This is a genomic window from Caballeronia hypogeia, from assembly GCF_001544875.2.
Taxonomy (GTDB): Bacteria; Pseudomonadota; Gammaproteobacteria; order Burkholderiales; family Burkholderiaceae; genus Caballeronia; species Caballeronia hypogeia.
Window position 1 is genome coordinate 89,756 of the sequence record NZ_FCOA02000005.1, and the last position, 26,899, is coordinate 116,654.

21 protein-coding genes and 1 pseudogene are annotated in these 26,899 nt (G+C 64.0%); 11 read left to right on the forward strand and 11 right to left on the reverse strand.

The genetic code is table 11. From position 1 onward, the window contains the following. Nucleotides 1–861: 861 nt before the first annotated feature. Nucleotides 862–1,704 (forward strand): PDDEXK family nuclease, encoded by an 843-nt coding sequence (locus AWB79_RS10965; RefSeq protein WP_061167442.1) that lies wholly within the window; start codon nt 862–864, stop codon nt 1,702–1,704. A 9-nt stretch (nt 1,705–1,713) separates the two neighbouring features. Beyond that, the gene (locus tag AWB79_RS10970) at nt 1,714–3,924 is read left to right on the forward strand and encodes a TnsB C-terminal domain-containing protein (RefSeq protein WP_061167443.1); all 2,211 of its coding nucleotides are present in this window, start codon (nt 1,714–1,716) and stop codon (nt 3,922–3,924) included. A 216-nt stretch (nt 3,925–4,140) separates the two neighbouring features. Here AWB79_RS10970 and AWB79_RS10975 read toward each other — a convergent pair. From AWB79_RS10975 to tssK, 5 genes and pseudogenes are all read right to left on the reverse strand, one after another. Then, nucleotides 4,141–4,503 (reverse strand): annotated as a pseudogene (locus AWB79_RS10975) (Clp protease N-terminal domain-containing protein); the annotation flags it as partial. A gap of 130 nt (nt 4,504–4,633) precedes the next feature. Then, the gene (locus AWB79_RS10980) at nt 4,634–5,119 is read right to left on the reverse strand and encodes an Hcp family type VI secretion system effector (protein ID WP_061167445.1); all 486 of its coding nucleotides are present in this window, start codon (nt 5,117–5,119) and stop codon (nt 4,634–4,636) included. Nucleotides 5,120–5,214: 95 nt separating this feature from the next. Continuing rightward, nucleotides 5,215–6,882 (reverse strand): OmpA family protein, encoded by a 1,668-nt coding sequence (locus AWB79_RS10985; RefSeq protein ID WP_061167587.1) that lies wholly within the window; start codon nt 6,880–6,882, stop codon nt 5,215–5,217. 5 nt (nt 6,883–6,887) lie between these two features. Beyond that, nucleotides 6,888–7,616 (reverse strand): DotU family type IV/VI secretion system protein, encoded by a 729-nt coding sequence (locus AWB79_RS10990; RefSeq protein ID WP_061167446.1) that lies wholly within the window; start codon nt 7,614–7,616, stop codon nt 6,888–6,890. Further along, nucleotides 7,613–8,965 (reverse strand): type VI secretion system baseplate subunit TssK, encoded by a 1,353-nt coding sequence (gene tssK / locus AWB79_RS10995; RefSeq protein ID WP_061167447.1) that lies wholly within the window; start codon nt 8,963–8,965, stop codon nt 7,613–7,615. The genes AWB79_RS10990 and tssK overlap by 4 nt, the downstream gene beginning before the upstream one ends. A 516-nt stretch (nt 8,966–9,481) precedes the next feature. On the opposite strand from tssK, the gene tssB reads away from it, so the two are divergent. The 8 genes from tssB to AWB79_RS11035 all read left to right on the forward strand — a co-directional run bounded on the left by tssB (nt 9,482) and on the right by AWB79_RS11035 (nt 19,612). After that, nucleotides 9,482–9,994 carry a type VI secretion system contractile sheath small subunit gene (tssB, locus tag AWB79_RS11000; RefSeq protein ID WP_061167448.1) on the forward strand — a complete coding sequence of 171 codons (513 nt, stop codon included), beginning with the start codon at nt 9,482–9,484 and terminating at the stop codon, nt 9,992–9,994. A gap of 46 nt (nt 9,995–10,040) precedes the next feature. Further along, nucleotides 10,041–11,594, forward strand: coding sequence for a type VI secretion system contractile sheath large subunit (gene tssC, locus AWB79_RS11005; protein WP_061167449.1), 1,554 nt, complete (start codon nt 10,041–10,043; stop codon nt 11,592–11,594). Between the two features lie 132 nt (nt 11,595–11,726). Continuing rightward, a complete protein-coding gene (locus tag AWB79_RS11010; protein ID WP_061167450.1) occupies nt 11,727–12,593 on the forward strand; it encodes a sulfite exporter TauE/SafE family protein in 867 nt (288 codons plus the stop codon). Further along, nucleotides 12,590–12,898 carry a DUF1634 domain-containing protein gene (locus AWB79_RS11015; RefSeq protein ID WP_061167451.1) on the forward strand — a complete coding sequence of 103 codons (309 nt, stop codon included), beginning with the start codon at nt 12,590–12,592 and terminating at the stop codon, nt 12,896–12,898. The genes AWB79_RS11010 and AWB79_RS11015 overlap by 4 nt, the downstream gene beginning before the upstream one ends. A gap of 108 nt (nt 12,899–13,006) precedes the next feature. Further along, the gene (locus AWB79_RS11020; protein WP_061167452.1) at nt 13,007–14,620 is read left to right on the forward strand and encodes an FAD-dependent monooxygenase; all 1,614 of its coding nucleotides are present in this window, start codon (nt 13,007–13,009) and stop codon (nt 14,618–14,620) included. Between the two features lie 161 nt (nt 14,621–14,781). Further along, entirely contained in the window at nt 14,782–15,528 is a 747-nt protein-coding gene (locus tag AWB79_RS11025; protein ID WP_061167453.1) for a glucose 1-dehydrogenase, read from the forward strand. A 111-nt stretch (nt 15,529–15,639) separates the two neighbouring features. After that, entirely contained in the window at nt 15,640–16,272 is a 633-nt protein-coding gene (locus tag AWB79_RS11030; protein ID WP_061167588.1) for a LysE family translocator, read from the forward strand. Nucleotides 16,273–16,339: 67 nt separating this feature from the next. Continuing rightward, complete coding sequence (locus AWB79_RS11035; RefSeq protein ID WP_061167454.1) at nt 16,340–19,612, forward strand: adenylate/guanylate cyclase domain-containing protein; 3,273 nt, start codon at nt 16,340–16,342, stop codon at nt 19,610–19,612. A gap of 85 nt (nt 19,613–19,697) precedes the next feature. On the opposite strand, the gene AWB79_RS11040 is transcribed toward AWB79_RS11035, so the two are convergent. From AWB79_RS11040 to AWB79_RS11065, 6 genes are all read right to left on the reverse strand, one after another. Beyond that, complete coding sequence (locus AWB79_RS11040; protein WP_061167455.1) at nt 19,698–21,005, reverse strand: c-type cytochrome; 1,308 nt, start codon at nt 21,003–21,005, stop codon at nt 19,698–19,700. Nucleotides 21,006–21,011: 6 nt separating this feature from the next. Continuing rightward, complete coding sequence (locus AWB79_RS11045) at nt 21,012–21,446, reverse strand: hypothetical protein (RefSeq protein ID WP_061167456.1); 435 nt, start codon at nt 21,444–21,446, stop codon at nt 21,012–21,014. A gap of 1 nt (nt 21,447) precedes the next feature. After that, nucleotides 21,448–22,062 (reverse strand): cytochrome c oxidase subunit 3, encoded by a 615-nt coding sequence (locus AWB79_RS11050; RefSeq protein ID WP_061167457.1) that lies wholly within the window; start codon nt 22,060–22,062, stop codon nt 21,448–21,450. Further along, on the reverse strand, nt 22,059–24,044 hold the full coding sequence (ctaD, locus tag AWB79_RS11055) for a cytochrome c oxidase subunit I (protein WP_061167458.1): 1,986 nt from the start codon (nt 24,042–24,044) through the stop codon (nt 22,059–22,061). The genes AWB79_RS11050 and ctaD overlap by 4 nt, the downstream gene beginning before the upstream one ends. Further along, nucleotides 24,041–25,090 (reverse strand): cytochrome c oxidase subunit II, encoded by a 1,050-nt coding sequence (gene coxB, locus AWB79_RS11060; protein ID WP_061167459.1) that lies wholly within the window; start codon nt 25,088–25,090, stop codon nt 24,041–24,043. Before coxB ends, ctaD begins: the two co-directional genes overlap by 4 nt. A 321-nt stretch (nt 25,091–25,411) precedes the next feature. Then, entirely contained in the window at nt 25,412–25,930 is a 519-nt protein-coding gene (locus AWB79_RS11065) for a hypothetical protein (RefSeq protein ID WP_157695748.1), read from the reverse strand. Between the two features lie 25 nt (nt 25,931–25,955). Here AWB79_RS11065 and AWB79_RS11070 point away from each other — a divergent pair, with 25 nt between their 5' ends. Next, complete coding sequence (locus AWB79_RS11070) at nt 25,956–26,894, forward strand: lipopolysaccharide biosynthesis protein (protein WP_232470873.1); 939 nt, start codon at nt 25,956–25,958, stop codon at nt 26,892–26,894. The last annotated feature ends 5 nt before the right edge of the window (nt 26,895–26,899 follow it).

A 26,899-nucleotide genomic window follows, 5' to 3' on the forward strand; every position in this document is an offset into this window, starting at 1 on the left:
AGTGAATGGCTCTCCGACTGGTTGGATGAACGACTACAAGTCGAGGACGTTGTCGAGCGATGCGGACTCAATGGATGGTCCAAGACCTGGCACATAACAGCGCTGCAGGGCGATAGAAGTGCCTCAACGTTACAGCAAAACGCGTGTCTAGTGCGTTCAATCTTCCCGAGTGAGCGGTCGTTCCGGCTAGCAGTCCAGGAGGTAGAAAAAAGCGCAGTCCATACCGAATCACTTTCGCCAGGTTCCGCACCCGCAGCGAAGCTTAAGTCTAAGCATCCCGTTGATTTGGACGAAAGAAGGGAGATGCGCGGGCGACTGGAGCGGTTTTTGAAAGCTAACCCGAAAGCGACTCGAACTGACTTCGGGAAGGCCGCTCCACGATGTACTTCACGGTGGTTAATCGAGAACGACTCCGAGTGGTACAACAGGAAGTTGCCCAAAAAGCCCCCCGGATTGCAGCCTCCTCAACAAGCCGCAGAGCAGCTTGAGCGAGACCGATTGTTGGACATCAAAATGTCTCGGCAGGTAATACAGCGATACGTCGAGATAATCGACCACCCCGGGCGGCCGACTATGATAACTGAGACAATGTTGCTCTCGCGAGTCACGCGCGGTCGAGATTGGTATTTGCTAAAACCTCGACTGCATAGAACACGCGCTTTGGTCTTCCAGTTCGTCGAGGACCCAGAAGCTTTTGCAAAGCGACTTTACGCGTGGGGTGAGGCGAATCCAGACTCGCATCGCTACCGGTCGACTTACCGACTACTGACGGCTTGTCTTAAGAGAAGATTGACGCCCGAGCAGATTCGCAACTGCATCGGACTTCATCTCCTCTAGAGATAGGATTCGAGGTGCTAAAGCATGAAGATTCGCGAATCAGTATCCCCGAGGCGCGTACAATCATCGGTCGATTTTCGACTTACCATCGAAACGTTGCTGACTCCGCAATACTACGGAACACAAGAGGTGCGCTTGCCGGCAGTGGATTGCAGGAATGTGGAACATGGAATCCTTTACGACCCTCTTCTCAAAGCCGGCATGCAGCGCATAGGAACCGGGTCGTCAAACGTCGGCGTAAAGCTAGCGCGCTGCGTGGAATGCTTGTCGGTGCTTGAGCGTGCAGTGTGGCTGGCCTTTGTCTTCAACCCAATCATCGTTGACATCCGGGAGCAGTATCCGATGGCCGACCCGGAGATTGTCCGACGTCGCGTTCAAGCTAACGAGTCGCTCCGGCGTGCAGATGTTCCGTCGCTCGATTTTGTCGTGACCCTTATACACCCGAATACCCATCGACTAATGTACGCAGGCATATCTGTAAAATTGTCGAAAGTGGTCTCAACCAAGAAGGTCAAGGCAAGAAACAAACGAGAGATGACGTTTTGTGCGGGTTTGGACTGGCCGTGGTTCATAATCACTGAACTCAACCTTGATGCTGTCCAGTGCAAGAACCGGCGCGTTCTACGCGAATATATTCGGCGGTCGAGAGTAGCTGACTTCGAAGACATCTTGGTGCCGTTTGCACACGAATTCCTCGGAACTGGACAATCCACTCCGTTGGACAGGCGCATAGAGCGAGTTGCGAGGCGCCTCGGACGAAGTCTGGACGACGGCTATCGCGCATTCAGCTTCGCGGTCATGATGGGATTGATTAGGCTGGATTGGACGCAACTAATCAATCAGTTTCAGCCACTGAAAATTCTCTAGGAGGCTGCCATGCTTGAGATTGAGAGCACTCGCCTTACCGACGGAAGCTATGACAGACCGTTGCCCTTACTGCAGGGAAAAGGAGACCACAAGAGAGGCAGGTATTATCGATACGTTGGTCACTGCCTTGAAAAACAAGTCATATATCTGCTAGTTGTGTTGAAACACGTTCGAGTCGGGAGCCGAGCACCGCGTGCCTTTACAGAAAGGGATGTGGATGCCTTGCACGTCGTCCCCGAAGAGATTGCCGACCCGCAGATGACCGGACTTCCGGAAGGACAGCTAAAGGAGTCTTGGAAGGCTGGGCGGGACAGGCGGTGGCCAGTGGTCCACGAGGTAATTTTGAACACGGCGCGCATTCTTGAGGATAAGACGTTCTTCGACGCGACAATTAGGGACGTTGCCGAGAAGCACAAGGTGTCTGTAAAAGACCTTCGCCGCTGGGTCCTGACTTACTACGCGAGGGGAAGCATAAAAAATGGATTGCTTGAGCGCGGCTGGGCTCAAGGGAAGTCAAGAACTGGTTCGCGAAGAGTGACCAAGAAGTTGGGACGGCCGAATCGGCTCGTCTACGAAGGGTTCGCGCATCTAGAGGGCGTCAACTCGAAGAGATTCGTGCCGGCGATTCGGAGGGCGCTGGAGACGTACTGGATTGGACAGAACGAGTCCCTGCGTCGAACTTGGAAATTGATGTGTGACAACGACCTTGCAAGGTCCACGAAAGTCAATGGAGAAAAAATAAGACGGCGGATTCGCCCTGAAAAAACGCTGACTGTTGGTCAATTCTTATACAGGGCTCGACAACTGATAGCGGCTGAACCTGAACTCACGCAACGTAAGGTTGGAGATGTAGAATTCCGGCAGAGATTCGAGGCTCTTTGCGGCGCCGCCTCAGACTTCGCGCTGTGGCCCGGAGATGTGGTGGACATAGATGCAACACCTTTCAACTGTGAGCTAGTGGCCGATTGGGACGCGTCAAGATGCATTGGGAAACCTTATGTCTTTCTTGCAGTAGACCGCTCAAGTAGTGCCATTGTCGGGTTCTTCATTTGGTATAAGGGTGAGAGTTGGAATGCGTACCGTCAACTCATTCTAATGGTTTGTTGTCCGAAGGACGACTTGCTGCGTAGACATGGGTTCGTGCCAGGCGAGAAAGGCGATTGGCCAATCTTCTTCGTTCCCGGAGCGTTCTTTCTCGATAATTGCCCTGCCGGTCAGAGCAAAAGAGCCAAAGCGGCAATAATCGACCGTCTCGGCACTGACATGATATACGCACCCGTGCGTCACGGGGAAGCCAAGCCCCAAGTTGAGAACCACATTGGCATAGTTGAGCGAGCCATTTCAAGCCATAACGGTGCCTGGAAGCGCGAAAAGTCTTTGCGCGATAGAGATAAACGGCGGCGCTCACGCGCGGATGCTACGTTGGTGCATCAGTCATTTGAGGGACATCTGTTAAATGAAATAATCGAATATAACAAATTCGCGCATCTTCCTCACTATCTGAATGACGATATGCGAGACGCAAACGTCAATCCAACGCCCGAAGAGATGTGCGTTTGGGGTTTGAAGCATAACCGTGGTGATGCCAATACGCATTGGGACGAAGCGACCACGCTGCGCAAGTTGCTGGACCGCAAGACAGTGACACTCGAGAACGGAACCGTTCATTTCAGCAAGCAAAGATATTGCTCGCACGAGACGAAAGAGCTATTCAGGAAATGGAAACGCTCGCCGGGCAAGAGAAGGGGAAGGGGGCCAAAAATTACGATTTGCCCATTGCCATTCACTTCGGACAAGATTTTATGGGCACATGACGACGGCAAATTTTCCGACATTGGGCGTGATGCTCGGTCTGTACGCGCTTACCCTGGACAAACCTGGTCACGGGTCGAGCGCCATCTCCAGAATGACTGCGCAACTGCAATCCTCACAGGTTTTAAGCGCAAACGTAAGGGTGTGCTCGGCAAGGCGACGACGGAGCGGCTTGCGCGGCAGGCGAAGATACCCGTTCCGAAGAAGCGAGGTAGTGTACGTTCGGCTCGGGGCTTCGCTCAAGCTGGGTTGGAACATGGGTTGGCGGAGCGGGACGAGCGCATCCTAGACGCGCCGCATACTGACTCGAAGTCAGTACGCCCATCATCAAGTGGCAATGAGGAAGCAGCGCCTAATCCCACGTCAGACGGCTTAGATGAGCTTTTCAAGGCGCATTTCTTGAGGTAGGAAGAGGTGACGTATCTCCCTGATTTGAATGAATAAATTATCATCAATTCGCACGGCGCGAAACCGAAAGCGTACGCCGCTATCCCGCCTGGAGAGACGGGGTTTCCTACCACCTCGAAACGCAAGCATCGGGGAATGTGCATATTGTTCAATGGCTTGCACGGCCAGTCAGCGTGTCGTTGAGCAGGAAATTGAGGGAACAATTCGACGCCCGCAGATCGCGCGCAGCAGATGCGCGGAACGGATCGTGCCGTCGATATCCTCGCGCGACGCGAGATTCCACGCTTCCTGCAGCACGCTCGCGAGCTGGATGGACAGCGCGGGCATGCCGCGCAGATTGCGTGGCACGCGGTCGATGGCGGCGAGCAGCGCGTTCCAGATCGCGTCGATATCGATCTCGTAGTGACGCAGGATCGCCGGAATGTCCCCGTCGCCGGCCTCGATCAGCTTCAGCAGCCAGTGCTCGACGCTGATTTCGTCGGCGAGGCGCGTCTGGCACAGGCTGGCGGCCGCCTCGAGCGTCCTCGCGCAGTGCGGGTTGAGCCGGCGAAGCAGATGAGTCGAGTCGCGCGATGTCATATGGAGTCCAGTGACGAGGGGAATGAAGTGTGAATCGGGAAGACGGGTGAACCGCGGACGTCGCCAGCCCGGCGACGCGGGCCGGCGATCGTGACGCGACGCATGGGCGCTCACGTCACGCAGGGAGCGCTCAGGCGCGCTCGTTCCACGTGTCCTTGTGGATGATGTTGCCGTCCTTGAACGACCAGGTGATCTGCTCGTAACGCAGTTCGACCTCTTCGAGATGGTTGTGCTTCTCGAAAGCCGGGTTCTTGATGTCGAGCATCTTCGGACGCACCGCGACGACCTTGACGTTGTCGAGCCTGGTATTGAAGTATTCCTTCTCCTTGCCCGCGTCGTCGATCTTGTACCACTTGATTTCGACGGACTTCAGCGTCTGGCCGCTTGTCACTGCCTTGTACAGATACGGCGTGGACGAGTCGGTTTCCTTCGTGAGCGTGACCGGCGCGTGCACGCGCGTGCCGGTCAGCTTACCGGTGTTGCCATCGGTCGGAATGTGCACGCCGTGGTCGAACGCGACGATCTCGACGCTGCCCTCGCGGCTTTGCACCGTGACGGAACCCTTGATGTCGGCGCCGCCGTCATCCTTGAGCCACATATAAGCGGGAATTGCCATCTTCTACTCCTATTTGTACAACTAAACAACGCCCGGAAAATTCTCCAGGCTACAGGATCCCGGAAGCAGAGCCTCCGGGGATTCGATTCTCGACTTCAGTCCGGCCGCGACGCCGTGTCGGGCACCAGGGTGATCTCGACGCGGCGGTTTTTCGCGCGGCCGTCCTCGGTGTCATTGCCGGCGATCGGGCGTGTATCGCCGTAGCCTTGCACCGCAAACTGCGTGGCGGGCAGGCCGGACGCTTCGATCAGCCAGTCGCGTAGCGCCGCGGCGCGCGCATTGGACAGCGCGAGATTGCCCGCGGCGCTGCCTGCGTTGTCGGTGTGACCCGCGACGAGAATGCGCTTGCCGTGATGCGCGCGGATCATGTCCAGCGCGGCGACGAGCTCGCGCGTCGATCCGGGCTTCAGCCGGGCGCTGCCGCTGTCGAACAGCGACATGCTGTCCAGCGTCACGACGGCCGGCGGAGGCAGCGGGGGCTGATAGCTTGCGATCGCGGTGTTAAGCGGGAGCAGCAGCCGATCGCCGCGATAGAGCCCTAGGGAAAGGCGCAGCGGCGCACCTGCGCGAGCGTAGCGGTCGAGTTCGTCGCGGTCGGCGACGAGCGCCTTCAGCGCATCGCGGCGCGCGGCATCCTGATCCGGTGTGAGCTGCGTGTAACGTGTGAGATCCGCGCTTACGCGCTCGATCAGATCGGCGTTGTGCCGTCCCGCGCCGAAGAACGCGACGGCCGCGGCCAGCGCCGCGATGCCGAGCGCGTGCCCGCACGCGGCCGCGCGCGGCGACGCCACACGGCGGCGCGGCAGCGCTTCGATCAGCGGTTGCGGCAGCGGCCAGGGCGCGGGGCTCGCATCTACGCGCGCCGGCGCGACGCAAGTCTGCCGCTGCACTTCCTGCTCCCACGGTTTGCCCGCGTCGCTCGCAGGTCCGCAGTCGATCCAGCCCGCGCCGTACAGCGGCCACGGCGTCGCCGGCTGACGCGGATCGGTGAGCGTGCCGAACACGACGCGCTGCGTCCAGCCGATGACCGAAGCCAGCGCCGCGGCGCGCGCGACGTGATCGTGATCCACGGCGTCGCCTTCCGCGTGGCGGATCACGGCTTCGAAGCGCTGCGCGTCGATGGGCGCCGCGTTCGTCGATACGCCGTGCCACTGCAGCGCGGCGCCCGCGTCCGACGCACGCCGCGTCAGTCGCTGATAAACGGCGACGTAGGCCGGCAGACGTGCGCCGGTCAGACGCGCGGCGTCCGCGCGCGCCTGACGCGCCACGCGCAGACGCTGCGCGAGCGCATCGGCGTCGACATGCAGCGCGGGCGCGACGCTCAGCACGACGCCGTCGGGGGGCTGGCCGTCGCGCCACTGCCGCATCGCCAGCGCGACTTCGGGCAGGTCCTGTGCGCGCTCCACGCGCAGCCAGATCGCGCCATCGCCGATGAAAACCAGACGCGCTTCGTCCGGCACGCGGTCGAAGAGGGCGGCCAGGGCGTCGCCGATCACGAGCACGAGCGGCATGCGCGTGCGCAGGTTCACCGGAATCTCGAGGGTCGCGGCATCGAGCGCGCCGAGCACAGCCGCGCTGCGCGCGCGTGCGCGGGACAGTTGCAGCGTGCGCCAGCCAACCAGGCCCGATGCGACGATCAGCACGCCGACGTAGCCGAGCCAGAGCCATTCCTTGCCGAATGGCTGCACGTATCCGTGCACCGCCATCGCGAGCGCTGCGGCGAACACGATCATCGTGCGTGAGGGATAGCCGAGTTTTTGCATCGCGTTCACTGCTTGATCGCGCCCGGAAGCAGGGCGGCCAGTTGCGCGTCGAGCGCGAGATGCCAGCCGAACCAGGTGACGAACGCGATGCAGCAGGCACCAGTCGCGAGCGCCCACGGCGAGGAGCGGCGGAGCCAGTCACCGATGAACCGGCCCGGCTGGTCCACGATGAAGGGACGCTCGCCTTCCGGGCGCAGTCGCGCGATCAGCGCGTTCAGCTCGCCGATGAGCGCCGCGCGCGGCGCCTCGCCCTCGATCGCGTACCGGCCGGTGAAACCGAGTCCGAGAATCGCTGCGTAGCATTCGAGCAGACCGACCTGCGGCGCACGCTCGCGCATGCGGGCATCCAGACGGACGAACACGCGCTCGCCGGTGTCGTGCTGCCTGAGGGTCTCGACTTGCAAGGGTTGCGCGGACCACTGCGGCCGCTCCTGTTCGGAAAGGTGACGCAGCGCTGTCTCGTCGAGCAGCGCGCACTGCGCCATCACGGCGTCGTCGCGCACGTCGGCGGCATAGCCACGGCGATCGAGCGCCGCGCCGAACTCGTCGATCATCTCCTTGCAGTGCTTGCGCAAGCTGGCGAAGTCCTCGGGCGCGCCGCCCGACGACAGATTCGCGACGAACAGCGCCGTGTCGCGAAGCAGGTCGCGCATGCCTTCGGGGAACGAGGGCGCAAAGCCTGCTGCGTGGTCGACGAGGGCCGCGCCGCCGGAGAAGGAAGGTATCCGGTTCATGAGCGCAGCACCGCGTAGAGTTCGAGCGAGACGTCCGGCACGGAGGTCGGCAGATAGATCTGGCAGGCGCGAACGGCCAGCATGCGCGCGTGCGCCGGGCTGGTCGCGTCGAGTGCGAAATACTGGTTGTCGAGGCGCACCGGAATTGCCGCGGGCACGCGCTGCACCGTCTTCAGCGCGATACCCGTGAGCGCCGAATTGACGATGTGATCGACTTCGTCGGGCGCGCCGATCTTGCATAGCCGCGGAATGCGTTCGACGAGTTCGAAGGCCGGCAGCGTCGAGTTGACCGACAGATACCAGTCGGCCGTGCCTTCGGCGATGCGCGCGTCGAGAATCTTGCCTCTCCAGGTCGTCGTATTGCCGCGCGTGAGATCGATCGGCACCACGCGCGAGGGGATGATCGTGTCCAGCAGGTTGCGGATCATCACCTCGAGTTGCGCGAAGACTTCGTCCGCGCGCTCATGATCGTACGAGGGCAGCTCCGAGAGCTGCGCGCCGGTGGAAAACGTCATCAGCGCACTCGCCAGCTCGGACAGCACCGCATACAGCCGCTCGGGCGGCAGACCCGGATTCGATGCGAGAAACCGCAGGCGCGGCCAGGCCGCGTGGATGCAGTGCAGCAGCCAGAACAACTGCACATCGGCGACGCCGTATTCGGCCACTTGCTCCATGCGCTCGCTGCGCCGCGCCCCGAGCGCGAGGCTCCTGGCCAACAGGATGTCGGCGATGCGGACAATCCGCTCCACATGCAGCGCGTGCGCGCCCAGCGCGAAGCACGGCGGCACGTAGCGCGGGTCGAGCTGGAACTGTCCGCTCGTCGTGCGCGTCAGGCGCGCGATGGCGCAGACGGTGTCGTCGGCGTGCGGCTCGAAGTCGAAGAGCAGGCGCACGGCGTGACGTTCGGTGGCGATCTCGGTTTCGTCCGTGCCGTTGAGGTCGACCACCTTGACGAACTCCCGATACGCGCGACGCGGCCGCGCGATCGCGGTTTCGTCCAGACGGCAGTTGCCGCCGTTGGCGTCAGGTAGCGCGAGCGCGGCGAGCACGGTCACGCTTTGCCGGTCGGCGTCGATGTCCCGCGAGAGATCGCGAGCCGGCGGCAGCGCGTGCGCGACGGTGGTATCGATCGGCGTGCCGTCGGGAAAGCGCAGCTTGAGCCGCGACAGCCTGAAGCGTCCGGCCGCGAGCGCTTCTTCGTCAACTTCGACGCCGAGCGTGCCCCACGGTTGCGCGAGCGCGGTCGTGGTGAACTGACGCAGCGCGAACTCGGTCCATCGCTCCTGCTGCTGAAAATGCTGCTGCGTGAGAATCAGGCCTTCGTGCCAGAGCGGTTTGTCGATCCGCATGGAGTATCTATGTTGTCTATTCGTTTGAGTCGGGGAGCAGATTCTATCGATGTCCAGTTATTTCGTATACCAAATCGATGCTTATTTGATAATGATCCGGTCGAAGTAAAGTCGGATTGATTCGATGCGGTGACATCGCCATCGTGAAATGGCGGACGGACTAAATTTGAGATATTTGCCGGCACGGGCGGCGATCTTTTTAAGTTGTCAATATTCTTCGCGCGGGGCGTCGAAAGAGGCGAGGCGCGGCTCGCGCCGAATGTCGAGGATTGCCGGAAGGTCTTTGTATTTGAAAAGGATTTGCGTCTTTGCGGGGAGCTGGATCTCCTGGATGATTAGGTTCCCATATGATTCTTTTTAAAAGACGGCAAACGTGATTTAATACCGCTCTTATGGCAGGCGGCTTCAAGGGCGCGGCGGATGGTGGTGTTTATCCGGGCTGCGTTAGATTCGGGTCGTCCAGCGAATCCTTCCCGGGTTTCGGGCGAAAAAACTAAAATCTATTTAGGATAATTGATGGATAGCTTCCAGCGGGAAATACCAAAAAGCCGTGTTTCGATCACGCTCGATCTGCACACCGGCGGCGCTCAGAAAAAGGTCGAGCTGCCGCTCAAGCTGCTTGTCGCGGGCGACTTCAGCGCGGGGCGCGAGCAGGCGCCGCTCGCCGAGCGCAAGAAGGTCAATATCAACAAGAATAACTTCGATGCCGTACTGGCCGACCATGCGCCGGATCTGCAGTTCGCCGCGGACAACACGCTCGCGAACGACGGCTCGGAGCTGCCGGTAAACCTGTCCTTCCGCGCGATGAAAGACTTCGAGCCGGAGCAGGTGGCGCGTCAGATTCCCGAATTGCAGGCGCTTCTGGCCGTGCGCAACCTGCTGCGCGACCTGAAATCGAATCTGCTCGACAACGGCGCCTTCCGTCGCGAATTCGAGAAGATCCTGAAGAACAAGGAACTCTCGGACAAGCTGCGCGCGGAACTCGCGCAAATCGCCACGGCGGCGGCGCAACCGGCGGGAAACGCCTGAGCGCCGCACGCTTGAACCGACCCGCATCCAGACAGGACAACGATAAATGAGTACAAGACAAGCCCGTGCGGGCGCGGCGGGCGAAACCGTCGTGCTCGACGCCCCGCAAGCAATTCATGGCGACAGCGTCTACGCCGCGCTGTGCAGCAAGATCAACCTGAGCACGGTGTCGCAGGCGCGCCCGCTCGAAGCCTTTCGCGACAGCGACATGCTCTCCGACGCATCCGCCGACGAACGGCTTGCGCGCGGCATGGGCGCGTTTCTCGACCTCGTCTCGCAGGCGAGCAAGCCGGTCGAACGGCTGGACAAATCGCTGCTCGATTTTTTCATCGGCCAGCTGGATCGCCAGATCGGCCGGCAGCTCGACGCCGTGATGCACAGCCTCGAGTTTCAGGCGCTCGAAGGCCGCTGGCGCGGGCTGAAAATGCTCGTGTCGCGCACGGACTTCCGCAAGAACGCGCGCATCGAAGTGCTCGACGTTTCGAAGGACGCGCTGGTCCGCGACTTCGAAGACGCGCCGGAGCTGATTCAGAGCGGCCTGTATCGCCTGACGTACATCGAGGAATACGACACGCCGGGCGGCCAGCCGATCAGCGCGATGATCAGCGATTTCGAATTCGCCAACTCGCCGCAGGACGTGGCCTTGCTGCGCAACATCTCGAAGGTCGCGGCGGCGGCGCATATGCCGTTCATCGGCTCGGTGGGCGCGGAATTCTTCGGCAAGAAGTCGATGGAAGAAGTCGCGGCCATTCAGGACATCGGCAATTACTTCGACCGGGCCGAGTACATCAAGTGGAAGAGCTTCCGCGATACGGACGACGCGCGTTACGTCGGTCTGGTCATGCCGCGCGTGCTCGGCCGCCTGCCGTACGGCAAGGACACCGCGCCCGTGCGCGCCTTCAACTACGAAGAGCAGGTCAAGGGTCCGGACCATGATCGCTATCTGTGGGTGAACGCATCGTTTGCATTCGCGGCGAACATGACGCGCAGCTTCGTCAACAACGGCTGGTGCGTGCAGATTCGCGGTCCGCAGGCGGGCGGCAAGGTCGAGGACCTGCCGGTGCATCTGTACGATCTGGGCACGGGCGTGCAGCCGAAAATCCCGACCGAAGTGCTGATTCCGGAGACGCGCGAGTTCGAATTCGCGAATCTCGGCTTCATTCCGCTGTCGTTCTACAAGAACCACGATTTCGCCTGCTTCTTCTCGGCGAACTCGTCGCAAAAGCCCGCGCTCTACGAGACCAAGGAAGCGACCGCGAACAGCCGCATCAATGCGCGCTTGCCGTATATTTTCCTGCTGTCGCGCATCGCGCACTATCTGAAGCTGATTCAGCGCGAGAACATCGGCACGACCAAGGATCGCCGTCTGCTCGAGCTCGAGCTGAACAACTGGATCAAGGGCCTCGTCACCGAGATGAAGGACCCGGGCGACGAGCTGCAGGCATCGCATCCGCTGCGCGAAGCGAAGGTGATGGTCGAGGACATCGAAGACAATCCGGGCTTCTTCCGCATCAAGCTGTTCATCGTTCCGCATTTCCAGGTGGAAGGCATGGATATCGGCTTGTCGCTGGTTTCGCAGATGCCGAAGGCGAAGAGCTGATTCGCCTTTTGTAACGGATAGCTTCGATTCGAACTGCCGGGGCAACCTCAACAGGTTGTTCCGGTTTTTTGTCTGGCAACATGTCATGACATGTTATATTGATATGAATCCGACATTCATTCGAGGCCGATCATGAGCATGGAATCGACCTTCTGGCTCTTCTGCGCGGGACTGGGCGCGAGCGCGGCGGGCGGCATGCTCGGCATGGCGAGCGGCCTGTTCATCGTGCCGATCCTGACCCTCTTCTTCCACACGGGCATGCATACGGCCGTCGGCGCGAGCATCGTCTCCGTCATCGCGTGTTCGTGCGGCGGCGCGGCGGCGTTTCTGCGCGGCGGGCTGACCAACGTGCGGCTCGCCGTGGTGCTCGAAACCGGCACGACGCTCGGCGCGCTGACGGGCGTGCTGCTCGCGGGCATCGTGCCGGTCGCGGCGCTTGATTTTCTGTTCGCCGGCGTGCTCGTGGTGTCCGCGTGGCAGATGTTCGTGCGGCGCGAGGAAGCGGCGGGCGCTCGTCCGCGCGCGCCGGCAAAAGGGCTCGCCACCACGCTCGGCCTGCACGCGAGTTATCCCGATACCCATCTGCGCCGCGAGATTCCTTACGAAGTGCGACGCGTGCCGGCCGGTCTCTCGTTGATGTATGTCGCCGGTCTGGTCTCGGCGCTGCTCGGCATCGGCAGCGGCATCCTCAAGATTCCGGCGATGGACCACGCGCTGCGTCTGCCGATCAAGGTATCCACCGCGACCTCGAATTTCATGATCGGCGTGACGGCCGCCGCGAGCGCGAGCGCCTATTTTCTGCGCGGCGAGATCGTGAGCGCGGTCGCGGGACCGGTCGCGCTCGGCTCGGTGATCGGTGCAATGGCGGGCGCGCGCGTGCTGATGAAAGTGCGCGGCGAGCGCCTGCGCGTGCTGTTTCTCTCGATGCTGCTGCTCGTCGCGTGTCAGATGGCATTGCAGGGCTTCGGCATCGATCTCATTGCGCGAGGCGGCCGATGACACCGCGCACATCCGCCGCGCTCGATCGTCTGCTCGCCGCTTTTCTGCAATTCGGCACATGGGCCGCGTGCGCGATAGTCGGCGCGGGCATGCTGCTCGACGCCCACGCGGCCGGTTCGGGCGCGGCCACGCTGTCGGCCGGCATCGCGCTGTTCATCCTGCTGCCCGTGCTGCGCCTCGTGCTGATGCTCGCTGTGTTCGCGCGGCAGCGCAACTTCGTCTATGTAACGATCGCGGCGACCGTGCTCGCGGTGATCGCGGCGGGCTGCGTGATCGGCGTGCGTCTCGGGCCGCTCGCCGGATGACGCGCAAGGCGCGGCACGCACACGCTTGCTCCGGTTATTCTCCCTGATGGCCATCGACATTCGTCGCGCCAAGGCATCCGCAGGATTTCCTCGGGAGAAAAACGCATCATGTTCGCCACGACAGATGTGCTGATCGCAGGTGCGGGCCCCGTCGGCCTGATGCTCGCCGCCGAACTGCGCCGCGATGGCGTGAAGACCTGCATCATCGACGCGCACGACGAGCGCACTTTCTTCGTGAAGGCGCTGGGCGTGACCGCGCGCACGCTGGAGATTTTCGAGGACGTGGGCATGGTGCGCGACGCGATCGACGCAGGCGTCTGGCTCACCTCCGCCGATACGTTTCAGGACGGCGCGCCTTCGTTCAGCATGCAGATTCCGCGCGACGGGATGCCTTATGGCGCGCTTTCGCTCGCGCAATTCGAGACCGAGCGCATTCTCGAAGGCCTGCTCGCGCGGCACGGCGGGCATGTTCAATACGGCGCGACGCTGCTCGATTTCACCGAATCGGCCGATGCCGTCGATGCGCGCATCCAGGACACGAGCGGCGACATCCGCACGGTGCGCTGCCGCTGGCTAGTGGGTTGCGACGGCGCGCGCAGCACGGTGCGGCGGCATCTGAACGTGGCTTTCGAAGGCGATCGATTTCCGCAGACCTTCATGCTCGCCGATCTCGACGTCGACTGGAATTTGCCGCGCGGCGCGATGTATCGCTTCAATGTGTCGGACGTGGACGGCGCGGGCGCGACTTCGCTCGCCGCGCTGCCGGTGCGCGGCTCGGCGCGCCGCTATCGCCTGTCGATGATCCTGCGTCCCGACGACGCCGCGCGTCACGCGCTCAATTCCACGCCGGACTTCGCCGAGGTCGAGCGCATCATGCTCCCGATCCTGCCGAAGGGCGCGCGGCTTTCGTCGATGCGCTGGTCGTCGGTGTATCGCGTGAGTCATCGCATTGCGCAGCACTATGCGCGGGGGCGCGTCTTTCTGGCCGGCGACGCGGCGCATATCCATCCGCCCGTCGGTGGCCAGGGCATGAACACGGGCCTGCAGGATGCCCACAATCTCGCGTGGAAACTCGTGCTCGCGGTGCGGGGCGCCGCGAGTGCGTCGCTGCTCGACAGTTACGAAGCGGAGCGCCGGCCGGTCGGGCTCGATGTGGTCGAATCGACCAGCCGCGCGATGAACACGGTGCTCGCGCACGGCGAAGTGCGGCCTGCGATGCGCGAGACGCAATTGCTGATCGGTTATCGCGGCAGCCCGATCGTCGCCGATGAATGCACCGGCATGGCGCCCGATTTGCCCGCGCCCGGCGATCGCGTGCCGCAGGTCGGCGGGCTCGTGCAGGCGTTCGTCGGGCATGCGCAGCGCCTGCAGGAGCATATCGGTCGCGGACGCCACACGCTCGTCACTTATATCGATGACGACACCGGCGGCGCGCGCACCGCCGCATTCGATGCCGCCGTCGAAGCGTGGCTTGCCGCACTCGGCGTGGGCGCGAGCGCGGTGCGCATCGTGTCGTCGGGCGTGGAGCCAAGCGCGGCGTTCGCGGCATCGGGCGAGGCGTATCGCACGCTCGTCGACCGGCAAGGTGAGTTCGCCGCCGCGTTCGGCGCGCGCAACGGCATGCTGTGGATCGTGCGGCCGGACGGGCATATCGGTTATCGAAGCGCGTCGTGTTCCGCGCGGGATTCGATCGCATGGCTCGATAGCGTGCTCGGGCGTTAGTGCACGCTCGTTCGCGCATCACCGTTACCCGATTATTCGCCAAACGCCTCAAGTCAATTCGCTCCGCGCGCCTTTATCGCCGCCGATGAGATGTCTACATTGACTGCACTCGGTCACGCCGGCTCCGGCCGGCATCGAACACTCTCTTCAAGGAACACATCATGAGCAAGCTGGCAGGCAAGGTCGCGGTCGTTACGGGCGCATCGAAGGGCATTGGCGCGGGCATCGCGAAGGCGCTCGCCGCGGAAGGCGCGGCGGTGGTCGTCAACTATTCGAGCAGCAAGGCAGGCGCGGATGCGGTCGTAGCGGAGATCACCGCCGCGAACGGACGCGCCATTGCCGTGGGCGGCGATGTGTCGAAGGCGGCGGATGCGCAGGGCATCGTGAGCGCGGCGATCGAAACGTATGGCCGGCTCGATATTCTCGTCAACAACTCGGGTGTCTACGAGTTCGCGCCGCTCGAAGAGATCACCGAAGAGCACTTCCATAAGCAGTTCAATATCAACGTGCTCGGCACGCTGCTGACCACGCAGGCCGCCGCGAAACATCTCGGCGAGGGCGCGAGCATCATCAACGTGAGTTCGGTCGTGACCCGCATCACGCCGCCGGCGAGCGCGGTCTACAGCGGCACGAAAGGCGCGGTCGATGCCATCACCGGGGTGCTCGCGCGCGAACTCGGTCCGCGCAAGATTCGCGTGAACTCGATCAATCCAGGCGTCGTCGTGACCGAGGGCACGCACAGTGCGGGCATCATCGGCTCCGAGTTCGACGCCGCCGCGCTCGCGCAAACGCCGCTTGGCCGGCTCGGCCAGCCGGACGACATCGCCTCCATCGCGGTATTTCTCGCCTCGGACGATGCACGCTGGATGACCGGCGAGAGCCTCGTCGCGAGCGGCGGCATGCGCTGATCCAGCAAAGCTGCGCGGCAAGTGTATCGACGGGCCGCGCGGCTTCTGTATCTGGCGTTGGCGCGCATCGCGGCGGAGAATCGGCCGGCCTCTTCCGACGGAAGTCCAACGATGCCTCACACGCCGCAACTGCTCGCCTTCGCCCTCGTCGCGCTCGGCATGGCGCTCACGCCGGGGCCGAACATGGTCTACCTGATCTCGCGCTCCATCTCCCAGGGCCGCACGGCCGGACTCATTTCGCTGGGCGGCGTCGCGCTCGGCTTCGTGTTCTACATGCTGTGCGCGGCTTTCGGCATCACGGCGCTGCTGATCGCGATTCCCTTCGCCTACGACACGTTGCGCTTCGGCGGCGCGCTCTATCTGCTCTATCTCGCATGGCAGGCGGTGAAACCAGGCGGACGTTCGCCGTTTCAGGTGCGCGATCTGCCCGTCGACAGCCCACGCAAGCTGTTCACCATGGGCTTCGTTACAAACCTCCTGAATCCGAAGATCGCGGTGCTGTATCTGTCGCTGTTGCCGCAGTTCATCGACCCGCACAGCGGCGGCGTGCTTGGCCAGTCGCTCGCGCTCGGCGTCGTGCAGATCGCGCTGAGCATCTGCGTGAACGCCACGGTCGCGCTCACGGCGGGCTCGATCGCCGTGTTTCTCGCGCGCCGGCCGACCTGGCTCGTGATCCAGCGCTGGCTGATGGGCACGGTGCTCGCGGGCCTCGCGTTCAGAATGGCGACCGAAGCGCGCCGCTGACGTTTTCCTGCTCCACGTCGCGCCACCGTTACTAGAATCGATGTAACGGTAGCCTCCGGCGACGACGATGGACATCGCACACTGGCTGGGCGAGCTGGGCCTCGCGCAATACGCACGGGCGTTCGCCGACAACCACATCGACGCGGCGATGCTGCCCGTGCTGACCGACGCGGATCTGAAGGAGCTCGGCGTCGTGTCGCTCGGACATCGCAAGCGGATTCTCATGGCGATCGAGGCCGGTTCCAGCGCGCCTGCCGTCGAAGCCGCTCCCGTCGACGAGCGCCGCCAGGTCACGATTCTCTTCGCCGACCTGTGCGGCTTCACGGCGCTTTCCCGAACCCTCGACGCCGAAGCCTTGCGCGAACTTATCGGGCGTTTCACGGCGCTCGTCGACGGCATCGTGCTCGCGTACGGCGGCACGATCGACAAGCACATAGGCGACGCGGTCATGGCGCTGTTCGGCGCGCCGCGCGCGCACGAGACCGATCCGTTGCGCGCCGCCCGCGCGGCCCTCGACATTCATGCGGCGCTTGCAGATCTCGACGCGACGGGCGCGCCGCCCTTGCGCGCGCATATCGGCATTGCCAGCGGCGCGGTGCTCGCGGGCGCGCTCGGCCGTGGCGGCGCGCAGGACTACACGGTGCATGGCGATTCGGTGAATCTCGCCGCGCGGCTGGTCGACGCCGCAGCCGCCGGCGAAACCCTGCTCTCCGATGCGGTCCGCCAGGCGCTCGCCGGCAGCGCCGTCTGCGAGGCGGCTGGCGACATGTGCTTCAAGGGGATCGAGACGCCCACGCGGGTATGGCGGCTCATCGGTGCGGCGCGCGATCCGGCATGCGCCAGGCACGGCCGTTTCGTCGGACGGCAGGCGGAGCTCGAGCAGTTCCGCGTGATCGCGCGGGTCTGCCTCGCCCGGCGCGACGGACATATCGTTCATGTGCGCGGCCCGGCGGGCATCGGCAAGACGCGGCTCGTCGAGGAGATGCGCGCGTTCGCGCAGACGCTCGGCTTCACCGCGCATCGCGGGCTCGTGCTCGACTTCGGCGTCGGCCGCGGGCAGGACCCGTTGCGCACGATCATCGACAGTCTCGTGGGTCTGCCCGCATCCGCCGGGCGCGACGAAATACAGGCCGTGGCCGATCGGCTCGTGCATGACCGGATCGTGATGCCGGACGCGCGCGTGTTCCTGCACGCGCTCCTCGATCTGCCGCAGACCGGCGAATGGCGTTCGCTCTACGAAGCGATGGACCACACCGCGCGCACGCGCGGCAAGGAGGCGGTCGTCGCCGCATTGACGGCCGATGCCTGCCGCCGCGCGCCCGCGATGATCATCGTCGAAGACCTGCATTGGGCCGATGCGCAGTTGCTCGGCTATGTCGCGGCGTTCGCGGCGGGTATCGCGGGCGCTGCGGGATTGCTCGTGATGACCGCGCGAGTCGACGGCGATCCGCTCGATGCCGCATGGCGCGCGCGCCTGCACGAGCGGCCGCTCGCCACCATCGACCTCGGGCCGCTGCGGCGAGACGAAGCGCTGTCGCTCGCGAGCCGTTTCGTCGATGCCTCGCAGCGCGTCGCGCTCGCGTGCATCGAACGCGCGGCCGGCAATCCGCTGTTTCTCGAACAACTGCTGCGCAATGTCGAGGAGGGTAGCGGCGAGATGATTCCGCCGTCGATCCAGAGTCTCGTGCTCGCGCGCATGGACCGGCTCGCGCCGCACGACCGGGCCGCGTTCCGGGCGGCGTCGGTGATCGGGCAGCGCTTCGATCTCGCGTTGCTGCGCTATCTGCTCGACGATCCCGCTTACGGCTGCGACGCGCTGATCGCCAGCGCGCTGATCGTGCCGGAGGGCGACAACTTCCTGTTCGCGCATGCGCTCCTGCAGGAGAGCGCCTATTCGACGCTGCTGCGCGCGCCCTGTCACGCGCTGCATCGCCGCGCCGCCGAGTGGTTCGCAGCGGACGATCCGGTGCTGTTCGCGCAGCATCTGGATCGCGCGGACGACGAACGCGCGCCGCGCGCCTTGCTCGATGCGGCTATCGCGCAGCGCGCGGCCCATCAGACGGAAGCGGCGCTGCGGCTGGCCGCGCGCGGGCTCGACATCGCCCGGACGCCGCGCGAGCGTCATGCGCTGACGTGTTTCCAGGGCGAGCTGCAACGCGATCTGGGCGATATCGCGGCATCGATCGCGACCTATCGCGCGGCCGTGGCCGGAGCCCCCGACGACGCCTGTCTGTGCGCCGCGCAACTCGGCCTCGCCGAAGGCCTGCGCGTGAGCGAGGGCCTCGACGAAGCGCTCGCGCTGCTCGACGCCGCGCAACGCAACGCACTGCGCGATGACCGCGCCAACGAGCTCGCGCAATTGCATCATCTGCGCGGCAATATCCTGTTTCCGCTGGGACGCATCGACGAATGTAAGCAGGAGCACGAGCGCGGTCTCGCCTATGCGAAGCGCCTCGGCTCGCCCGAGGCGCAGGCGCGCGCGCTCGGCGGCCTCGCCGACGCCGCGTATGCGCAAGGCCGCATGGGCACGGCCTTCGGGCATTTCAGCGAAGCCGTCGCGCTGGCGCGCGAGCACGGCTTCGGGCGCATTGAAGTCGCGAATCGCTCGATGATCGGCTTCAGCCGCATATTTCTGAACGAACTGCGCGAGGCTCGCGACGACGCCGCCGACGGCTCGCGCGAAGCCGGGCTCGTGAACCAGGCGCGCGCGCAGTTGCTGTGCGAAACGCTCGGCGTATTCGCGTGCTACGAACTCGGCGACGATATCGCGACGCAGCGCCATATCGACCGCGAGATGCAGCTGATCCGGCAACTGGGCGCGCGCCGCTTCGAGGCGCAGAACATGGAGATGCAGGGGCGTCTCGCACTGGGTCGCGGCGATCGCAGCGAGGCGCGTCGCGTGTTGCGCGCGTCGCTTGCGCTGTGTCGCGAGGTCGGCATGCAGTTCAGCGCGCCGAAGACGCTCGGCGCGCTCAGTCTCGCGGTGGACGCCGCGCCCGAGCGCGCGCGCCTGCTCGACGAAGGCGCGGAGTTGCTGCGGCGTGGCGCGGTCGGGCACAACCATCTGTGGTTTCATCGCGATGCCATCGACGCGCTGCTCCTGTCGGGCGATGCGGCCGGCGCGTTGCGTCACGTCGAAGCGCTGGAAGCCTATACGCGCGACGAGCCGCTGCCGTGGTCGCAAGCGTTCGCGATGCGCGGCCGGGCGCTCGCGGCCGCGCTCGACGGGCTTCCGGGCGAGTCCGTTGCGGCGGACCTCGCAAGCGTTCGCGACCTGCTGATGCAGGCGGGATTCACGCGCTATCTGCACGCCGTGGATGCCGCGCTCGCGCGCCTTTGATCCGACGGTCTGGCGCGGCGGCTGCTCCATGCGCGCGCAACGAAGCGCGCGCCGTCGCGTGCGATGTGCTCGCGTGCTTTTCTGCTTAATTGCCGGAATCAGGCGAAACAGCCGCGCGCATCCGGCGAACATCGCGCGTGGTGACGGGCGTCGCGTTGTTGCCCCACGCGGAGCGCACGAACGTGAGTACGCGCGCGATCTCGGTGTCGGTGAGCTTGTCGGCGAAAGCGGGCATCTTCTTCGGCTCCGGGCCCTCTTGCGTGGATGGCGGGCGTCCGCCCTGCAAGACGAGGCGGATGAGCGAATCGGGCTGCTCCGACAGCACCGCCGGGTTGCCCGCGAGGCGCGGATATTTGAGGCCTTCGCCCACGCCATCGCTCTTGTGGCAACGCGCGCACGCGCTCTGAAAAAGTCCTGCGCCGGGGCGCTGGTTGTCGCCGGTGCGCAGCGCGGCCACGGTCTGCTGCGCGGCCGTCGAGTGCGGCGCGTAAGCGCCACCGCTGCCGCCGGGCGGCAGGCTCTTCAGATAAGACGCGATGGCGTTGAGATCGGCGGCGTCGAGATACTGCGTGCTGTCTTCGACCACCTGCACCATGCTGCCGAAAGTAGCCAGCCCCGCGCCGTGTCCGTGCTTGAGGAACGCGGCGATATCGTCGGCGGAGATGCGGTCCAGTCCCGCGCCCGCGATGCCGGTGAGATTCGGCGCGTACCAGTGATCGTTGGTGCCGCCCGTGAGGTAGGCGCCCGACGATTGCGTATAACCGCGTTCGTTGTACGCCGGCCCGCGCGGCGTGTGACACGCGCCGCAATGCCCGAGCGATTGCACGAGATACGCGCCGCGATTCCATTGCGCTTCGCGCTTCGGATCGGCTTCGAAATGCTCCTTCGGCGCGAACGCGAGATTCCAGAACGTGAGCACCCAGCGCTGATTGAACGGAAAGGGCAGCTTCGTCTCCGGCGCGGCCTGCGCGACCGGTTCGACGCCATGCATGAAATACGCATAGAGCGCTCGCATGTCGTCGTCGCTGACCTTCGAGAACGACGGATAAGGCATGGCGGGATAAAGATGCCTGCCGCCGGGAGCCACGCCTTCGCGCAACACACGCGCGAAGTCCTCGTAGCTATAGCGGCCGATGCCGTGTTGCGAGTCCGGCGTGATGTTGCTGGACCAGATCGTGCCGAAGGGCGATCCCATCGGCAGGCCGCCCGCGAACGGCTGCGGCCGCGGTTTGCCGGGCACGGGCGGGGCGGTGTGACAGCCGGCGCAATCGGCCGCCTTCGCGAGATAGGCGCCGCGCGTGACGAGATCGGGCGAGTTCGTTTCCTGCGGCCACGCGTTGGCCATCCAGAGCGCGGCGAAGATGCAGAACGAGGCGCGACGAGAAATGTCCATGACGTTTCACCTTCCCCCGCAAGGCGAGATCATCATCCACGCGAGATCGGTGGCGATCAGCGCGAACACGAACAGCGCGCTTGCGAGCGCGCCCGCGCGTGCGATGAACACGTCGCGCGCGATATGGCGATCGATCGCGCCGTGCTCCCTCAGCGCCGACGCGAGCGCGCCGCTCTGCCGCCAGTTGCGCCACGCGGTGAGCGCACCCGCGAGGCCGAGCAGCAGCGCGCACACGGCGACGATCAGAAGACCGCGTTCGAGCCACGGCAGCGCCGGCGCATTCACCGGGTGTTCGTGCGGGAAGCATCCCCACGCGGCGAGCGTCTGCCCGAGGTCGGTCTGCACGATCCAGGCGGCCGGCGCGAGCAACAGGCCGACCACGAGCGCGAAGCCGCGCGGCCGCGTGGAATCCTTATGCGGGACGGTCGGCGTGTCGTTCATCTCATCTCGCCAGCACGTAGGGCGACAGATACAGCGTCGCGAAGATGAAGAGCCACACGACATCGACGAAATGCCAGTAAAGCCCGCCGATGGTCAGCGCGGCCGAGCGCGCCCAGTCGAAATAGCCGAGCGCGGTCCATAAGGTGAGGAAGGCGAGCACGACGAGTCCCACCAGCACGTGCATCATGTGAAAGCCGGTGATCGTGAAATACAGCGAGCCGTACAGATGCGTCGTCAGACCATACGGATGGTTGGCCCATTCCTTCATTTGAATGCCGATGAAAGTCGCGCCGAGCACGATCGCGATCACGAGCATCAGCACGCCCATGGCGCGTTTGCCCTTGCGCACGAAGCGCTCGCTCGCCCAGACGAACACGCTGCTCGACAGGAGGATGCACGTATTGCCGATGCCGAGACCGAGCTTCGGCAAGCCCTCGGGCGGCCATCGGTCGGTGGTCTGCGAGGCGAGATAGAGATACGAGAAGATCAGATAGCCGAACAGCGCGGCTTCGGTGGCGACGAGCGTGAGGCAGCCCCACCATCCGCCCGAGCGTTCGCCCGGACTGCCGATTGGAAGCCGCGCGCGCTCGGGTAATGCTTCCGCGATCTCGCTCATGACGCCACTCCCGATTCCTGCGGCTCCGCGCTGTCGTCGCGCTGCCCCAGTTCGCGGCGCGGCCACAACCATACGACGATGGCCGCGCCGCACCCAGCCAGCCCGAGCGCGGCGAGCCACCATGCGGTAAGCGCAAGCCCCGCGAAGAACACGAGCGAGGCGACGCCGAGCCAGAACGGCGCATACGAGTCGTCGGGCATCTTGAGGATCACGTCGGGGTCGCCGTCGAGCACGGTGGTGCCGAGCGCCTCGCGTCCCTTGTTGAGCACATAACCTTCGGTGAGCTGCGAGCGCATCTTGCCGGAGATGCGTTCTTCCCACAGCGGATGGCGGCTCGCGATGCGCGGCGCGACCGCGAAGTTATACGGCGGCGGCGGAGAGGAAGTGGACCATTCGAGCGTCGGCGCATCCCAGGGGTTGTTGCCCGCGACGGGACCCCGCCGCACGCTGTAGACCAGGTCCCACAGAAACACGAGCACACCGAGCGCGAACAGAAACGCGCCGATCGACGTAATCATGTTCACCGTGTTCCAGCCCATGTCGGGCGCGTAGGTGTAGATGCGTCGCGGCATGCCGAGCAGACCTGCTATGTGCATCGGAAAGAAGGCGACGTTGAAGCCCACGAACAGAATCCAGAAGCCGATGCGCCCGATCCTCTCGCTCATCATGCGTCCGGTGAACTTCGGAAACCAGAAGTAGATCCCGCCGATGACCGGAAACACGTTGATGCCGAGCAGCACGTAATGCAGATGCGCGACGACGAAGTAGGTGTCGGTGAGTTGCCAGTCGAGCGGCACGGCGGCGGTGAGCACGCCCGAGAGGCCGCCGATCACGAACAGGAAGACGAAGCCCGCGAAGTACAGGAAAGGCACGCGAAACACGGGCCTGCCGGTCCAGATGGTCGCGATCCACGCGAAGGTCGCGACCGCGCTCGGTATCGCGATCACCATGCTCGCCGCGCCGAAGAACGACAGCGCGAGCGCGGGAATGCCCGTGGCGAACATGTGGTGAATCCAGACGACGAAGCCGACAACCATCGTCGCGACTGTCGAGAGCGCAACCGGCAGATAGCCGACGAGCGGCCTTCGGCAGAACACCGGCAATGCATCGGAGACGATGCCCATGGCGGGCAGCACGACCGCGTAGACCCACGGATGCGCGAAGATCCAGAACAGGTGTTGCCAGAGCAGCGCGCGCCCGCCGTTCAAGACATCGAAGAAATGCGTGCCGATGCGTCTGTCGAGCCACAACAGGAAAAACGCGAGACTCACCGAAGGCACCGCCAGCAGATTGCCGCCCGATGCGGTGAGCGTGCCCCACACGAGCACCGGCACGCGATCGAGCGACATGCCCGGCGCGCGCATGCGCAGGAACGTGACGACGAAGTTCATCGAGCCCACGGTCGTCGAGATGCCGAGCAGGACCATGCCGAGCGCATAGACGTCGATGTTCGGTCCGGTGTCGTAGGTCAGCCCGGCGAGCGGCGCGTAGTTGAACCAGCCCGCGTTGGGCGCCTCGCCGAACGGAAAGCTCGCGTAGAGAAAGAGCCCCGCGAACAGGAAGACCCAGTAGGACAGCGCGTTGAGGCGCGGGAACGCCATGTCGCGCGCGCCGAGTATCAGCGGCCACAGATAGTTCGAGAAACCGGACAGCACGGGCAGCGCGTAGAGGAAGATCATCGTCACGCCGTGCATCGTGAAGAGCTGGTTGTATTGCTCGGGCGAGAGCACGTGCGCGTCGGGGCGCGCGAGCTGCACGCGCATGATGAGCGCCTCGATGCCGCCCGCGATCAGGAACGCGAAGGCCGTCACCAGATAGCGCAGGCCGATGCTCTTGTGATCGACCGTCGAGAGCCAGCCGCGCCAGCCGGGCGGCGCTTCCCATATGTCGCGCAGCGCGCGCTCTTCCGCGCTGCCCGGCTCGATGCGGCCGATTCTTGCCGCGCGTTGCAGCGGTGGTGGCGAAGAGGCGTGTTCGGTCATTGCAGTGTCCGGAGATAGTCGGCGAGCGCGCTCGCCTCGGATGCCGAGAGCGCGATGGACGGCATCATCGAATCGGGCTTGATGCGCTGCGCGTGACGAATCCAGTCGAGCTGGTTCGGCGCGGTGTTCGGCAGCAAGCCTGCCGCGATCAGCCGGCGCGAGTTCAGATGCGTGAGATCGGGCGCCTGCGCGCCGCTGGCATCCGTGCCGCGCACGCTGTGGCAGCCCGCGCATCGGTCGAGAAAGAGTCTGGCGCCCGCATGCACGCTCGCATCGGCTGCATGCGGCTGCGCCTGGCTCGCGTACCACGCGTCGAATTGCGGGCGCGGCTCGGCGATCACCTCGAACGCCATGTGCGCGTGCTGCGCGCCGCAAAACTGTGAGCACTGCCCGCGATACACGCCCGCGTGATCGGCCTCGATCCATTGCTCGTTGACGACGCCGGGGATCGTCTGGGTCTTGCCGGCAAGACGCGGCACCCAGAACGCGTGCACCACGTCCGCGCTGCGCAACTCGACCTTCACGGGCTCGCCCACGGGAATATGGATCTCGTTGGCGGTGGTCACGTCGGGCTTGCCGGCATCGGGGCGCACGTAATCGATCTTCCACCACCAGTCGTAAGCCGTGACCGAGATCGTCAGCGCGGGCGCACGGCGCGGCGATGCGACCGATTCGAGCGTGACGAGCACATACGCCAGCGCCGCGAGCAACGCCACCGACGACACACACGTGCCGATCCAGACCCAGTGCATGCCTCCGCCTTCGCCCTCGACATGAGACGCGTCGCGCGTGCTGGATGGCGGCCGCTTGCGCATGATCGCGCCGACGAGCAGCCCGCTGACGATCAGCGCCACCACGACGGCCAGCGCCGCGAGCGCCCAGCCCAGGCGCATGGTGGGCGTCGCGGCGGGACCATCGGCGTGAAGAAAGTAGTTGAGCGGCGCGTCCGCGCGGGCGCTGTGCTGACCCGCGAGCGCTACGAGCAAGGCGAGCGCCGCGCGAATGCTGCGTCTGGCATGGCCGGTCGTGTGCTGCTTTGCCAGCATGCGCTTTCGTCTCCGGAAAGTCGTGGACTGTAGTCATTCGGCGCGTGCTAGGTGCGGCCGAACATTTTCCCGATTCAAGCAATCCATGGTCCCAACGAAGGGCTTACGACGTGCGACTAATCCGAGAAACACATGGGCGCAGGTTTTTTCGTCAGTGGAATGAGACCTGGCCATCCGATGAGTATTTTTAAGCTAGCGCTTTAGAGCGCTTGAATAAGTCGATTAGAACGTTATGATCTACTAACGTAATTCGCTCCTTTGCTGAACTATTTGTTCAGAACATAGCGTTTAATCCCTAAACGCTTCGATTGTCATGCCTGGTTAAGTGTCCTGCCCGCCATCGCGAAATTCGCGCATCGGCGAGGCCCGATTGCACTTCGCTTTCGTCCGATTCGCGCCAGATGCGTCCGGCGGCGGCCTTTTCTCGTCGCATTGGCGAAATCGTTTCTCTTTCGGCAATGAAGCCGCAGCCGACATCGGAATTAATTTACTCATCATGCGCATGACAGAAAATAATTCATTCAGCTTTTTCAGCGTGAATTTTTTCAAGGGCTGCGTTCGAAAGAGTCTGAAATCCATTTCACTGCGACTGATTTTCCTGCCGCTCGTGCTCGCGGCCACTGTTTTCGTTGCGGCATGCGGCGGCGGCGGTGGCGACAGCGGTGCTGCGGCGAGCAGCGAGTCGAGCACGACTTCGCCTTCGGGCTCGGGCACTTCGTCGGGGGCATCGGAGGCATCGGGGGCATCGAGCCCCGCGCCGGCCAGCACGCCCACCGACACCGACACGGGCACGACATCGACTGGCGCAACGAGCCCCGCCGTTCCCGCGAGCGACGCCACCGGCGCCTCCGGCACCCCCGCCACGGTGATCGCCCCCGCGGGCAGCATCTTCTATGGCATGAACGGTCATATCAACCGCGTGGGCGCTTATCAGACCATTACGCCGCCGCAGCAGCTCGCGCAACTGAAGGACCTCAACGTGCAGCTCTATCGCAACGATGTGTCCTCCGTGGCCGACGCGCAGAAGCTGGCGAGCGTCGCGCAGATGATGGCCAAGTCGGGCGTCACGGTTTACCCGGTGATCCTTCAGCAACTCACTTTTCCCGACGAGAACAGCGCCTATCAGGCGAGTTATACGCTCGCTCAGCAGATCGTCGGCGTGCAGCACTACGCCTACTACGAAATTACCAACGAACTTGCGCCGCAGTGTCTCGTCGGCTGGGTCGATGGCGTGCGCAGCACCGAATATCGGAACGACTGTTTCCAGATTGCGCGCGGCGTGATTCGCGGATTGATCGCGGGCGTCAAGGCAGCCGATCCGGCGGGCAAGATCATCATCGGCGGCAATACGTGGATGCACTACGGCTTCGACGTGATGCTCGCGAACGGCACGCAACCCGATGGCACGAGCGGACATCCGCTCGTCACGTGGGACATCACCGCGTGGCACTGGTATTCGGAGCAGGGAGATATCACCCACGCGTGCGGCGGCACCGGTTGCTATAACGTGATCGGCACGCTGCAGAGCTTCGGCAAGCCGATATGGATCAACGAAGTGGGCATGCGGCCGCCGCCGTTTTTTTCCGGAACGCTGCAAGACGCCGCGACCTATCTGTCGAACAACATGCTGGGCGCGCTGCTCGCCATCGCGCCGCAATACAACATTCAGTCGCTACAGGTCTATGAACTCTACGATGATCCACCGGGCGGCGAGGGCGCATACGGCGTGATGCTCTACGATGGCAAGACGCCGAAGCCCGCCTACACGGCGGTGAAGAATTTCATCGCGACCCATCCGCGCTGAAGTTC